We start from the raw sequence: 13,036 nt of genomic DNA on the forward strand, positions 1-13,036 counted from the left end.
GGCTGGCCGGGCGCTACGCGCCGGGCCGCCGCAGGATTACCCTCGGCGCGTGAGCGATCCCGTCCGGGCGAGCCGCGACCCCCGTCCCGCAGCGTCGGGCCGTCCTGGGCGGTGGCCCCGCACCGGCGGTCACCGTGGTGGGGTTCGAGAGAGGGAAGAGGTGGGCCCTGTGCCCCGGATCGACGAGAGCGCGGCGGCCGCCGCGCCGACCCTGAGCCGCTCCCAGCGGCTCGACCGGCTGCCCTTCACCCGGGAGCACGGACGGCTGCTGGGCGGAGCGGGGATCGGCTGGGCGCTGGACGCGATGGACGTCGGCCTCATCTCGTTCGTCATGGCGGCCCTGTCGCGGCAGTGGCAGCTCTCGGACACGTCGCTGAGCCTCATCGGGTCGATCGGCTTCGTCGGCATGGCGCTCGGCGCCACCCTCGGCGGCCTCCTCGCGGACCGGATCGGCCGGCGCAACGTCTTCGCGTTCACCCTGCTCCTCTACGGCCTGGCCACGGGTGCGTCCGCACTGGCCACCTCGGTCGGTGCCCTGCTGGTCCTGCGCTTCATCGTCGGTCTCGGGCTGGGCTCGGAGCTGCCCGTGGCCTCCACGCTGGTCAGCGAGTACGCGCCCGCCCGGATCCGCGGCCGGCTCGTGGTGATCCTCGAGGCCTTCTGGGCCGTGGGCTGGTTGCTGGCTGCACTGCTGGGCTATCTCGTCGTCGCCGGTTCCGACAACGGGTGGCGGTGGGCGCTGGCCCTGGGCGCCGTGCCGGCGGTCTACGCCCTGTACGTGCGCCGGTCCATCCCGGAGTCCGTGCGCTTCCTCGAGTCCACGGGGCGGCACGCCGAGGCCGAGGCCGCGGTCCAGAGGTTCGAGGGCTCCACGCCGATGTTCGGTGGCGCGGCCGGCCCCGTGGCCCCGCCGGCCGCCGCCGGCGATGCCCCGGCCGACGGTGCGGTCACCGCTCCCGCTGACGCTCCGGTCACCGCGACGGGCCTCAGCGCCCTGTGGGGCGCGTCGCTGCGCAGTCGCACGCTGGGACTCTGGCTGGTCTGGTTCTTCGTGAACTTCGCCTACTACGGCGCGTTCACCTGGCTGCCGACGCTGCTCGTGGCGGACGGCATGACCATGGTCAAGTCGTTCCAGTACACGCTCATCATCACCGCCGCCCAGCTGCCCGGCTACGCCGTGGCGGCCTACCTCATCGAACGGTGGGGCCGGCGTCCGACGTTGGCGAGCTTCCTGGTCGGCGCGGCGGGCGCCGCGGCGCTGTTCGCCGTGGCCAGCACCCCGGCCGGCGTGCTCACCGCCGGCTGCCTGCTCTCGTTCTTCTGCCTCGGCGCCTGGGGCGCCCTGTACGCGGTGACCCCGGAGATGTACCCCACCGCGGTGCGCGGCACGGGCGCCGGCTGGGCCTCGGGCTTCGGGCGCCTCGCCTCGATCCTCGCCCCGCTCGCGGTGCCCGTGCTGAACCGCGCGGGCGACCTCTGGCTCGTCTTCACCGTGTTCGCCGGCGCTTTCGTGATCGCCGCGGCCGCCGCGCTCCTGCTCCAGGAGCGCAAGGGCGTGGCCCTGGAGCAGTAGCTCCGGCGCCGCGCCGCCCGCGGCGACCGCGCACGCAACGTTCACCGACCCGACACCGGACGCTTCAGGTCCGGATGCCGTGGGGCCGCCTGCGCCCGTCACGGTGGCCCCGTGCGCGTCCTGGTCGTGACCGAGTCCTTCCTGCCCTCCGCCAACGGGGTCACCACGTCGGTGCTCCGGGTGCTGGACCACCTCGCCGCCCGCGGTCACGAGGCGCTCGTGGTCTGCCCGGGGCCGGCGCCGAGCACCTACGCCGGCTTCCCCGTCGTCGAGGTGCCGGCGATCACCTACCGCGGCTTCCGCGCCGCCGTCCCGGGCGTCGCCCTGGCGCGCCTGCTGGACCGGTTCGTGCCCGACGTCGTGCACGCCGCCTCACCGTTCGGGCTCGGCGCGCAGGCGCTCGTCACCGCGCACCGCCGGGGGGTCCCCACGGTGGCGATCTTCCAGACCGATGTGGCGGGCTTCGCCGGCAGGCACGGGCTCGCGGTCGCGGGGCCGACCATCTGGCGCTGGCTCCGCCGGGTGCATTCCCACGCCGACCTGACCCTGGCACCCTCGAGCGCCACCCTCGCCGAGCTGGCCGCGCACGGGATCGCCAGGACGCGGTGGTGGGGCCGCGGCGTCGACGCCCGGGCGTACCACCCACGCCACCGCACCAGCCCGGCCGGCGCGGCGCTGCGTGCGTGCCTGCTCGACGGGGCCGGCGAGGGCGCGGCGCTCGTCGGCTACGTGGGCCGCCTCGCCCCCGAGAAGCGGGTGGACCGCCTCGCCGGGCTGGCCGACCTGCCCGGCGTGCGCCTCGCCGTCGTCGGGGACGGCCCGTCTCGTTCGGGGCTCGAGCGGGCGGTCGCGGGCACCGGCGCCCGCTTCCTCGGGCGCCTCGACGGCGTGGAGCTCGCCCGGGCGTACGCCGCGCTCGACGTCTTCGTCCACACCGGCACCATGGAGACCTTCGGCCAGACGCTCCAGGAGGCCATGGCGAGCGGCGTCCCGGTCGTCGCGCCGGCCGCCGGCGGACCCCTGGACGTCGTCGCCGAGGGGCAGACCGGGTACCTGTACGCCCCGGAGGACGACGGCGCGCTCGCGCGCGCCGTCGCCGTGCTGGCCGCCGACCCGGCGATGCGGGCACGGATGGGTGAGGCGGGCCGGCGCCGGGTGCTGCCGCGATCCTGGGAGGCGCTGGGCGACGCGCTGCTCGAGCACTACGCCGAGGCCGTCGACGCCGCGGCGGCCGTCCGGCACGCCGCATGGCCGCTGGTTCGCTGACGTCGCGGGCGGCGCCGCCCGCACGCGGCGCCGCCCGCGTTCGGGCATGACGAAACGGCACCGCACCTCGAGGGGTACGGCGCCGTCGCGCGTGCTGGGCTGACGGCCGGGGCCGTCAGCCGGGCCGGCTCAGAGGCCGGCGACCCGCTTGGCCAGCTTGGACTTGCGGTTCGCGGCCTGGTTGGCGTGGATGACGCCCTTGCTCACGGCCTTGTCGAGCTTGCGGCCCGCGGTCTTGAGGGCCTCGGTCGCCGTGTCCTTGTCACCGGCCACGACGGCCTCGCGAACCCGACGCACGTGCGTGCGCAGCTCGGCCTTCACAGCCTTGTTGCGGAGGCGCGCCTTCTCGTTGGTGCGGATGCGCTTGATCTGGGACTTGATGTTCGCCACGTAAGGACTCTCTCGTACGTTCGCCGGAGCGATCTGTCAACGGTCGGTGAGGGATTTTCGCCGCGACCGGGACTGGGGCGTGGGGATACCTTGTGGTTGGTCGGTGGCTGGGCAGCCGCCGACCGGGCGGCAACCCAAGGAACGACCTTACCAGCAGGGGCCCGGAACCCGCACCGGGCGGCGGCGTGAGCGGCGTCTCCCTGGGTTCCGGTCCGTGCAGGACCCGCGTGCGCCGGCCCGCGAGGGCACCCTCAGCCGCGGTGGTGCGCGCGCAGCGCGTCGGCGACGGCGGCGTAGCGGCGCGCGTCCAGCGCCGCCCCCTCGCGGCGCACGGCCACGGTGTCGACCCAGAGCAGGCGGTCGATGCGCACCTCGCTCTCACGACCCTGGCGGTCCCAGGCGCCGGAGCCGACGTCGACCCAGTGCCGGCCCCAGCGGGCCTCGTCGGCGCGGTCGCGGTCGTGGTCCTTGGACGTCATCTGCGCCACCACGAGGCCCGCGCCCTCCCGGGCCAGGACGAGCACGGGGCGGTCCTTGCCGCGCGCCGCGTCGTCGTCGTAGGGCACCCAGGTCCACACCACCTCACCGGGGTCCGGCTGGTCGTCGTCGCTCGGGCTGTAGGTGAGCTCGGGCAGCCCGAGGCGGGCGACGTCGTACGCCCGGGTGGTCCGTGAGGCCGCCCCCACCTGCTGCTCGCCGGGGCTCGCCGTGGGAGAGGTGCCGCCGCGGCGCCGCGGGCCGGCGGGCCGGGCGTGCGGGCGGGACCTCGTCGCCGGCGCGCCGGCCCCGTGGGACGTCCCTGCTGGGCGCGGCGTCCTGGCGGGCGTCCCGGGCGTGGTGCGGGGCGAGGTTACGGGCGTGGCGCCGCCGCGGGACTTGCGCAGGTAGCCGCCCACCGCGGAGGCGGCGACGGTCCCGGCGATCTTCAGCGCTCGGCGCCACATAGTGCTCATGACCGCCAAGGCTAGTGGGGGCATCGGTCACGGGCCTCGGCGGGGCGTTCCTTCGTACCTCGCCCTCACCGGCGGGGGAGCGGTGCGTACCCGTCAGCGGGCGAGCAGCAGCACGGCGGTGACGACGGAGCCGAGCACGGAGAGCGGGACGGCCCCGACGGTGCCGAGCAGCGCCACGATCGTGACCCGGAGGTCGTCCCTGAGATAGGGCGCCTGCACCGGCCCGCCGGCCGCGCGCAGGGCGGCACGCTGGGCGGCCTCGACCCGGGGGAGGAACCGCGCGGTGCGGACCGCGCCCTCCGCCATGGCGGCGCTGAGCGCGTCCAGCTCCTGCTGGACCGGACTGGGTTCGACGCCGCCGACGACGACGAGGTCGCGCGAGGACGCGCCGATCGTCCGGTGCAGATGCAGGTCGGCGGTCTGGGCCTGGAGCCGTTCGCGGCGCACCGCGAGGACGACCACCGGGACGCCCAGCGCCCCGGCGAGCGCGAGCGGCACCCAGGCCCCCCAGCCAGAACCGGTGAGGCCCAGCACGAGGGCGAGCAACGTGAAGACGGCGACGCCGGCACCGGCGACGCGGAGCAGCACGCCGCCCGGGCGGCGCGCCACACGCACCAGGGTGGGGACCACCTGGCCCAGCAGGTCTCCGGTCGCGGTCATGGATCCAGGCTCGCACGCCGCGGCCCGCCGGAACGAGCGCTCGCCCCTGGGCGAACATCGGGAACCCGCCCGCGCGGCGGCGTCCGCGGGCGGTGCGGCGAAGTCCGCCCCGCCGCACCGTCGTCGGCCCGGCGGGGGCATGGGACGATAGGACAAGTCATGTCCGACGTGCGCGGCTTCGCGCACCAGCCGTAGAGGTAGCTGCGTGTCACCGATTCCCACCCCGGCCCTGGCCGCGCAGATCCGCCCGGCGGCGACCCCGCCGGCGCTCCTGCGCAACTTCAGCATCATCGCGCACATCGACCACGGGAAGTCCACGCTGGCCGACCGCATGCTGCAGCTGACCGGGGTGGTCGGGGAGCGGGCCATGCGCGCCCAGTTCCTCGACCGCATGGACATCGAGCGCGAGCGCGGCATCACGATCAAGTCGCAGGCCGTGCGCATGCCGTGGCAGGTGGGGGACCAGCCGTACGCGCTCAACATGATCGACACCCCCGGCCACGTCGACTTCTCCTACGAGGTCAACCGCTCGTTGGCCGCCTGCGAGGGCGCCGTGCTGCTCGTCGACGCGGCGCAGGGCATCGAGGCGCAGACCCTCGCCAACCTGTACATGGCCATGGAGAACGACCTCACCATCATCCCGGTCCTGAACAAGATCGACCTGCCCGCCGCCCAGCCGGAGAAGTACGCCGAGGAGCTCGCCAACCTCATCGGCGGCCGGCCGGAGGACTGCCTGAGGGTCTCCGGCAAGACCGGCGAGGGCGTGCTCGAGCTGCTCGACACGATCGTCGCCAAGGTGCCCGCGCCGACCGGTGACGCGAACGCACCGTCCCGCGCCATGATCTTCGACTCGGTGTACGACACCTACCGAGGCGTCGTCACGTACGTGCGCGTCATCGACGGCCAGCTCAGCCCGCGCGAACGCATCCAGATGATGTCCACCCGCGCCACGCACGAGCTTCTGGAGATCGGCGTCATCTCGCCCGACCCCATCCCCTCCGGGGGACTGGGGGTCGGCGAGGTCGGCTATCTCATCACCGGCGTGAAGGACGTGCGCCAGTCCAAGGTCGGTGACACCGTCACCAACCTCTCGAAGCCGGCCGCCGAGGCGCTGTCGGGCTACCGAGAGCCCAAGCCGATGGTCTTCTCCGGGCTGTACCCGATCGACGGCTCGGACTACCCGGCGCTGCGCGACGCCCTCGACAAGCTCAAGCTCAACGACGCCGCCCTCGTCTACGAGCCGGAGACGTCGGTCGCGCTCGGCTTCGGGTACCGCTGCGGCTTCCTCGGCCTCCTCCACCTGGAGATCGTCCGCGAACGGCTCGAGCGCGAGTTCAACCTCGACCTCATCTCGACGGCGCCGAACGTCTTCTACGACGTCGTCGCGGAGGACGGCTCCGAGATCCGCGTCACCAACCCCAGCGAGTTCCCCGAGGGCAAGGTGTCGAGCATCCGCGAGCCGGTGGTGCGCGCGACGATCCTCGCCCCGAGCGAGTACGTCGGGACCATCATGGAGCTCGCCCAGGGCCGGCGCGGGAACATCCTCGGCATGGACTACCTCTCCGAGGACCGCGTGGAGATGCGGTACACGCTGCCCCTCGCCGAGATCGTCGGCGACTTCTTCGACCAGCTGAAGTCCAAGACCCGTGGTTACGCCTCCCTCGACTACGAGCCCGAGGGCGACCAGGAGGCGGACCTGGTCAAGGTGGACATCCTCCTCAACCACGAGCACGTGGACGCCTTCTCCGCGATCGTGCACCGGGACAAGGCGTACGCCTATGGCGTGACGATGGCCGAGAAGCTCAAGGACCTCATCCCGCGCCAGCAGTTCGAGGTGCCCATCCAGGCCGCGATCGGCGCGCGCGTGATCGCCCGCGAGACCATCCGGGCGCTGCGCAAGGACATGCTGGCCAAGTGCTACGGCGGTGACATCACCCGTAAGCGCAAGCTGCTGGAGAAGCAGAAGGAGGGCAAGAAGCGCATGAAGAACATCGGCCGGGTCGAGGTGCCTCAGGAGGCGTTCATCGCCGCCCTCACCTCCGACGCGCCCACCGGCAAGAAGTAGCGTCGCTTCGCTCCCCGACCGGAAGGAGGACCCGCACGTGGCCACAGTTCTCGGCGTCTGCCGGGTGGCGGACCTCCACCCCGACGCGGGCGCCGTCGGCGTCACCGCGATCGACAAGCGGCCCGTGGAGGGCCCGGTGCGGGTGGGGCCGTTCGGCCTCCGCGGGGACGTCCAGGCGGACCGCAAGCACCACGGGGGGACGGAGAAGGCGCTCTACGCCTTCGACCAGGCCGAGGCCGACCACTGGGCGGACGCGCTCGGCCAGGACGTCCCGCCCGGGCGGTTCGGGGAGAACCTGCGCGTCACCGGCGTGGCCGTCGACGACGCCGAGATCGGCGAGTGCTGGCGCATCGGCGAGGACCTCGAGGTCGAGGTCACCGGCCCACGGACGCCGTGCGCCACGTTCGGACGATGGCTGCGGCAGGACGGCTGGGTCAGGCGGTTCACCCAGCACGGGCGCGCCGGCGCCTACCTCCGCGTCCTGACGCCGGGGTCGGTCGCGGCGGGGGACGCGGTCACCGTCGTGCACCGGCCCGGCCACGGCGTGAGCGTGGCCGGGTGGTTCGCCGCGAACCACCCCGACGCCGCCCGCGCGCTCCTCGCGCACGAGGCCGACACGGGCTGGGAGATGGCCTCGTACCTGCGCAAGCACGTCGACAGGGCCGCGGGCCGGACGGCGGCGGCCGAGCGAGGGTGAGTCCCGTCAGGCCGCCCAGGCGAACGGCGCCGAGTGGCCGTTCGTCCCCGGGCTGTCCATGCTGACGCCGAACGCGTGCACGCGGGAACGGGTCGCCCTGGCGAGCGTCAGCACGGGCGCGGGGAACGTCATGCCGGTCAGGTGCGCGACCTCCTCGCCGCCCGGTGGCACCCAGTCCTCGATCTCCATGTCGATGGTGTCGCCGACGCGGAGGCGGTGCGCCCGGCCGTCGTCCGCGTAGGTGATGGCAGCGCGTTCGGCACCGATCATCTCGCCGACCAGCGGGGCGACCGCCGCCCAGATGCCGCCGCGCTGCCCGGAGAACACCGCTCCAAGAGCCCCGAACTGTTCGTCCGTCGCGGCGTCGTCGACGTAGAGGCCCACCTTCCACCCACCCTCGCTCATGAGGGCCGGTGCGTCGACCACCAGCACAGCGACGCGCCCGCCGACGTCGACGCCGTCGACCGCCCCCTTCTCGACGTTGAACGCTAGGACGACGGTGCACCGGTCCTGGCCGGCCGGCAGGTTGGCCGGCAGCGTCAGCCCGGAGGTCGTGCACGGGCAGACCATCCCGCACGGACAGTGCTCGAAGTACGTTCCTGACATGTCCCAGGCCACGAGGACTCCTCTCCCGGGCCAGGAGCCAGGATCGTCAGCTCGACCGGCGGGGTCTTCACCGCGGTGTGGCACCTGGCCTGTGACGTGCCCGCATTTTCCGCCCTCTGGGCGCGGCCGTCAACGGCCAGCCCTCGCTGCCTCGGCGCCCGGTGTGGACCGTGGTCGGTCGTATGTGGGTGCCCGGTCATACGTTGTGACCATGGTCACAGACGACGGGGACGCGGGGACGGAAGCAGGCACGACGCCGCCCCCGGCGCCCACCCCGCCGGTCGGTTTGGCCGGGGCTGGTGCCGGGGCCGCCTTGTCGGCTGGTGCATCGCACGCGGCTCCGGGCGGCGTGGACGCCGTCCCGGGCGACCCTCACCTCGCCGACCCCGACCTCGCCGAAGCCTTCAGATACGGCGTGACGTCCCCGGCAGCGATCACCCTGGAGCGCACACCCACCGGCCCTGCGCTGGCGGCCCGACTGGCGGCGGTCAACCTGGCCGACGTGGATGACGCGACGGTCATCGAGGTGATTGCGGGCTATGAGCGTGAGATAGCCCGACTGGTGTCGACCCAGGCCATGGCGGTTGCCGAGCTCCAGGCCCGGCGAGACCGCACCCACGGCCGCGGCACCGACGCGAACCGGTTGGCCGTCTCGGAGGTACAGGCCCGGCTGGGAATCACGCAGCACGCGGCAGAGGCGAAGGTGAACCTGGCGCTCGGGCTTCAGGAGTTTCCCGCGGTCGCCCACGCACTGACCGCGGGCAGGATCGATGCCCGCAAGGCGGACATTCTCCTCACCCACGACTCGTTGACACCGGCGGAGAGGCGAAGGCTCCACGCCCAGCTCCTGGCCGCGGCCGGCGGGCTGACCGGCCCGCAGCTCAAGGCCCAGATCGCGACGGCAGCCCTACGGGTGGACCCGGATGCGGGAAAGAAGCGCCGAGCCCAGGCGGTGCGGGACCGCACCGTCTCCTTCGACGATGGCGGCGACGGGATGATGTGGGTGGCCGCATTCATCCGCGCCGACCACGGCGCCGCCGCCCGCGTGGTCCTCGAGGCGTTGGCCGCCGCGAGCAAGACAGACACGGACAACCGAACGGTCGACCAGCGTCGGGCGGACGCCTTTGCCGACATCTTCGGGGGCATCCTCGAGCGCGGCGTGGATCTGCAGGGCCAGCCATTGCCCACGTTCCACGGCCAGCGCGCACTCGTGCAGGTGACCATCGGCGCCGGCACGCTGCTCGGTATCGACGACGAGCCGGCGGTTCTGGGCGGGCACGGGCCCATCTCGGCCGAGCTGGGCCGGGAGATCGCCCTGGACGGGACGTGGCGGGGACTGTTCACGGACGCCGCCGGGTGCTTCGCCGCACTGGGTTCCAAGAAGTACCGGCCGGGGGCAGACCTCTCGCGCACGGTGATCGCGCGCGACGTCACGTGCTCCTTCCCGGGCTGCCGGCAGCCCGCCTGGCGCGCTGACCTGGACCACATCGACTCCTACGATCCGGCCGTGGCCGATCTGCTGGAGCAGACCACCAAGAACCGCATGCAGGCCCTGTGCCGCCGCCACCACAACCTCAAGACCGCCAAGTTCTGGCATGCAAGCCGGGACGAGGTGAGCGGAGCAATCACGTGGACGGCTCCGACCGGCCACGTCTACATCCGCGCACCCGACCGGCCGCCGGGGCCCCCGCCGCCTCCGGCTCGTGCCCCGGCCGCAAACGGACCGCAGCCGCCTGGTATCCGGTTCCGAGGCGACGGGTCCGACGTCGGGGACGCGCCCCCATTCTGATCGCACCGACCGGCCAAGCCGATCACCGCCCGGACACGTCCACCTCCACGCGACCACGTCCACCGCCGTGCCGGCACTCCGCCGCCGCGTCGGCACACCGTAGCGGGTGTGCCGACGCCGACGCGGACAGGACGCCGACGGGGGCAACGCGTGCCGACTGCGCTGCGCAGTCATGGCCGTTCCTCAACCGCCAGCCGCATCACCCGCTGCGGGCCGTGGCCGCCGCCGAGATAGCGGCCGACGTCGGTGAAGCCGCCGGCGGTGTACGCGCGGACACCGGCGGGGTTGCGTTCGTTGACGGTGAGGTACAGCCACCGGGCGGCGGGCGCGACCTCGCGGACCAGTGCCGGCAGCAGGCGCACCGCGGTGCGCCCGTGCCCGCGGTGCTGGCTCGAGGCGTCGATGTAGAAGGCGCGCAGGAGCGCCGCCTCGGCGGGGCGGTCGGTGAGGCTGTCGAGGTAACCGACCGCGTCCAGGACCCCGAACCCGACGGCGGCGCCGTCGTACTCGACGACGAAGGGGGTGCGGTCGGGGTCGGCGTCGGCCGCGGGCAGGGTGAGCGCGGCGCGCGAGCTGTACTGCTCCTGGTCGGGCAGGGGGCGGAGCCGCACCGCCGCGGCACGTCGCGCGCGGGTGGCTTGGTCCGTGCGGTCCAGGCGGTACACGGCCGTCAGTGCCGGGTCGGCGCGGGGCCCGCCGGCGTGACGCATCTCAGGGTCGCCGGGGGTCTCGGGAGCGCTCACAGTGGGAGAGGATAGAGGCCATGCCCGCACTTCCCGACGGCGAGACGCCGCCCGACGACGGCACCCTCCCGCCGTCCGCGGCGGCCGGGGCCGCGCGCCGAGACCTGGGCGTCTACCTCCACGTGCCCTTCTGCCGCGTGCGCTGCGGCTACTGCGACTTCAACACCTACACCAACGCCGAGCTCGGCGGCGGGGCGAACGCGGCCAGCTACGCGAGCACGGCGCTGCGCGAGATCGACCTCGCCGCGCGGATCCTCGCGGACCCGGCGCTGCTCGCGGCGGGCATGCCCCAGCGTGAGGTCTCGACCGTCTTCGTCGGCGGCGGGACGCCCACGATGCTGCCCGTCGCCGATCTCGCCAGGATGCTCGACGGCGTCCGCCGCACCTGGGGCCTGGACCCGGGGGCCGAGGTGACCACCGAGGCGAACCCCGACTCCGTCGACGCCGCCTCGCTGGGGGCGCTGGCGGCGGCCGGTTTCACCCGCGTGTCCTTCGGCATGCAGTCCGCGGTCCCGCACGTGCTGGCCACGCTCGACCGCACCCACGACCCGAGGCGCGTGCCCGACGTCGTCGGCTGGGCACGTAGGGAGGGCCTCGACGTCTCCGTGGATCTCATCTACGGCACGCCGGGGGAGTCGATGGCGGACTGGCGCGCCAGCCTCGAGGCCGCCGTCGCGATGGAGCCCGACCACGTCTCCGCCTACGCGCTCGTGGTCGAGCCGGGCACGAAGATGGGCGCCCAGGTCCGCCGTGGCGAGCTGCCCCTGCCCGACGACGACGACGCGGCGCGTAAGTACGAGCTCGCGGAGGAGATCCTCACCGCCGCGGGCCTGCGCTGGTACGAGGTGAGCAACTTCGCGCGGGTCGACCCCGCCGACGGCGTCACGACGGGTGCCGGGGGCGCGCTGGGCACCCCCCGCCACGCGAGCCGGCACAACCTCTCCTACTGGCGCGACCAGGACTGGTGGGGAGTCGGCCCGGGCGCGCACAGCCACGTCGGGGACGTGCGGTGGTGGAACGTCAAGCACCCGCGCACCTATGCGCACCGCCTCGAGCAGGGCCTGAGCCCCGCCGCCGGGCGCGAGACGCTCGACGCGGCGACCCGCGAGCTCGAGCGCGTCATGCTCGGTGTGCGCCTGGCCGAGGGGCTCGAGCTCGCCCCGGGGACGGGCGCGGTACCGGTGGACCGGCGGGCGACCGTGGCCGACCTCATCGGTCGCGGGCTCGTCGAGTTCGCGCCGGCGCGCCGCGGGCGCATCGTCCTGACGCTGGACGGTCGCCTGCTCGCCGACGCGGTGGTCCGGGCGCTGACCGCCTGACGGCGACGATCTAGGGCGCCGCCTGACGGCGACGATCCCGGTGACCCGCTCCGGTCACCGACCCCGGTGGGCCGCGCTCACTCCGGGACGGCGGTGACGAAGTCGATGAGCTCCTCCATCCGGCCGAGCAGGGCCGGGGAGAGGTCCTTGTAGTCGCGGACCCGGCCGAGGATGCGCTTCCAGCCGTGGGCGATGTCGGCCTGGTCGGCGTGCGGCCAGCCGAGGGCCTCCAGCGTGCCGTGCTTGATGTCCACGCCGCGCGGCACGTCGGGCCACGCCGTCAGGCCCAGCCGTTCGGGGCGGACCGCCTGCCAGACGTCGATGTACGGGTGGCCGAGCACGAGCACGTGCGCCCCCGCGGCGCCCGCGGTGGCCTTGGCGGCGATGCGGGACTCCTTCGACCCCGCCACCAGGTGGTCAACGAGGACCCCGGCGCGACGGCGGGGCCCGGGCCGGAACTCGCGCAGCACCGCCTCGAGGTTGTCGACGCCGTCGAGCATCTCCACGACGACACCCTCGACGCGGAGGTCGTCCCCCCAGACCTTCTCGACGAGCTCCGCGTCGTGACGGCCCTCCACATAGATGCGCGAGGCCCGGGCGACGCGCGCGCGGTGCTGGTCCACCGCGATGGAGCCCGAGGCGGTCAGCCTCCGCCCCCCGGCGGTGGCAGGCCCGCTCGGGCGGGCCGGTGCGGCCGCCGGGGGAGTCAGCCGCACCGGCTTGCCCTCCACCCAGAACCCGGCGCCGAGCGGGAACGTCCGCGTGCGGCCCTTGCGGTCCTCCAGGACCACGACGTGCATCCCGCCGGACTTCTCCACGCGCACCACCGCGCCCACCCAGCCCGTCTGGACCTCCTCGACCACGAGCCCCCTCTCGGCCGGGAGGTCGCGGGTGGTGGCCCGGGTGGCGAAGGCGCCGCTGCGGTGCGGGTCTGAGGCAAGGATGTCGGTCCCGTAACGGTCGCTCACCCAGGCA

Annotated in this window: 12 protein-coding genes; 6 read left to right on the forward strand and 6 right to left on the reverse strand. The window is 74.0% G+C overall.

Annotated elements, in window-relative coordinates:
- Nucleotides 1-160 precede the first annotated feature (160 nt).
- Nucleotides 161-1,573: an MFS transporter gene (locus tag EJK16_RS05550; RefSeq protein ID WP_370275955.1), complete on the forward strand. Its 1,413-nt coding sequence runs from the start codon at nucleotides 161-163 to the stop codon at nucleotides 1,571-1,573.
- Nucleotides 1,574-1,684: 111 nt separating this feature from the next.
- Nucleotides 1,685-2,839: a glycosyltransferase family 1 protein gene (locus EJK16_RS05555; RefSeq protein WP_127127166.1), complete on the forward strand. Its 1,155-nt coding sequence runs from the start codon at nucleotides 1,685-1,687 to the stop codon at nucleotides 2,837-2,839.
- Nucleotides 2,840-2,968: 129 nt separating this feature from the next.
- Here the strand turns inward: EJK16_RS05555 and rpsT are convergent, their stop codons facing one another.
- The 3 genes from rpsT to EJK16_RS05570 all read right to left on the reverse strand — a co-directional run bounded on the left by rpsT (nucleotide 2,969) and on the right by EJK16_RS05570 (nucleotide 4,842).
- A complete protein-coding gene (rpsT, locus tag EJK16_RS05560) occupies nucleotides 2,969-3,229 on the reverse strand; it encodes a 30S ribosomal protein S20 (RefSeq protein WP_127127168.1) in 261 nt (86 codons plus the stop codon).
- A 251-nt stretch (nucleotides 3,230-3,480) separates the two neighbouring features.
- The gene (locus EJK16_RS05565; protein ID WP_127127170.1) at nucleotides 3,481-4,182 is read right to left on the reverse strand and encodes a type II toxin-antitoxin system PemK/MazF family toxin; all 702 of its coding nucleotides are present in this window, start codon (nucleotides 4,180-4,182) and stop codon (nucleotides 3,481-3,483) included.
- Between the two features lie 93 nt (nucleotides 4,183-4,275).
- Nucleotides 4,276-4,842 (reverse strand): hypothetical protein, encoded by a 567-nt coding sequence (locus EJK16_RS05570; protein WP_127127172.1) that lies wholly within the window; start codon nucleotides 4,840-4,842, stop codon nucleotides 4,276-4,278.
- Between the two features lie 205 nt (nucleotides 4,843-5,047).
- On the opposite strand from EJK16_RS05570, the gene lepA reads away from it, so the two are divergent.
- Both lepA and EJK16_RS05580 read left to right on the forward strand, forming a co-directional pair.
- Entirely contained in the window at nucleotides 5,048-6,907 is a 1,860-nt protein-coding gene (gene lepA, locus EJK16_RS05575; protein WP_127127174.1) for a translation elongation factor 4, read from the forward strand.
- A gap of 37 nt (nucleotides 6,908-6,944) precedes the next feature.
- Complete coding sequence (locus EJK16_RS05580) at nucleotides 6,945-7,604, forward strand: MOSC domain-containing protein (RefSeq protein WP_127127176.1); 660 nt, start codon at nucleotides 6,945-6,947, stop codon at nucleotides 7,602-7,604.
- Nucleotides 7,605-7,610: 6 nt separating this feature from the next.
- Here the strand turns inward: EJK16_RS05580 and EJK16_RS05585 are convergent, their stop codons facing one another.
- On the reverse strand, nucleotides 7,611-8,222 hold the full coding sequence (locus tag EJK16_RS05585) for a DUF1326 domain-containing protein (protein ID WP_127127178.1): 612 nt from the start codon (nucleotides 8,220-8,222) through the stop codon (nucleotides 7,611-7,613).
- A 79-nt stretch (nucleotides 8,223-8,301) separates the two neighbouring features.
- Here EJK16_RS05585 and EJK16_RS05590 point away from each other — a divergent pair, with 79 nt between their 5' ends.
- A complete protein-coding gene (locus EJK16_RS05590; protein WP_164737205.1) occupies nucleotides 8,302-9,999 on the forward strand; it encodes an HNH endonuclease signature motif containing protein in 1,698 nt (565 codons plus the stop codon).
- Nucleotides 10,000-10,169: 170 nt separating this feature from the next.
- On the opposite strand, the gene EJK16_RS05595 is transcribed toward EJK16_RS05590, so the two are convergent.
- Nucleotides 10,170-10,742: a GNAT family N-acetyltransferase gene (locus EJK16_RS05595; protein ID WP_127127182.1), complete on the reverse strand. Its 573-nt coding sequence runs from the start codon at nucleotides 10,740-10,742 to the stop codon at nucleotides 10,170-10,172.
- A 20-nt stretch (nucleotides 10,743-10,762) separates the two neighbouring features.
- Between EJK16_RS05595 and hemW the strand changes: the two genes are divergently transcribed.
- A complete protein-coding gene (hemW, locus tag EJK16_RS05600) occupies nucleotides 10,763-12,061 on the forward strand; it encodes a radical SAM family heme chaperone HemW (protein ID WP_127127184.1) in 1,299 nt (432 codons plus the stop codon).
- Nucleotides 12,062-12,138: 77 nt separating this feature from the next.
- Here the strand turns inward: hemW and EJK16_RS05605 are convergent, their stop codons facing one another.
- On the reverse strand, nucleotides 12,139-13,029 hold the full coding sequence (locus EJK16_RS05605) for a DUF3097 domain-containing protein (protein WP_127127185.1): 891 nt from the start codon (nucleotides 13,027-13,029) through the stop codon (nucleotides 12,139-12,141).
- Nucleotides 13,030-13,036 lie beyond the last annotated feature (7 nt).

The organism is Georgenia sp. SYP-B2076 (genome assembly GCF_003991205.1).
Classification (GTDB): Bacteria; Actinomycetota; Actinomycetes; order Actinomycetales; family Actinomycetaceae; genus Georgenia.

What these genes read in the sequence shown, in the direction of transcription:
- hemW (WP_127127184.1), top strand. Translation starts at nt 10,763, where the DNA reads ATGCCCGCACTTCCCGACGGCGAGACGCCGCCCGACGACGGCACCCTC.
- EJK16_RS05570 (WP_127127172.1), bottom strand. Translation starts at nt 4,842, where the DNA reads ATGACCGCGACCGGAGACCTGCTGGGCCAGGTGGTCCCCACCCTGGTG.
- EJK16_RS05565 (WP_127127170.1), bottom strand. Translation starts at nt 4,182, where the DNA reads ATGAGCACTATGTGGCGCCGAGCGCTGAAGATCGCCGGGACCGTCGCC.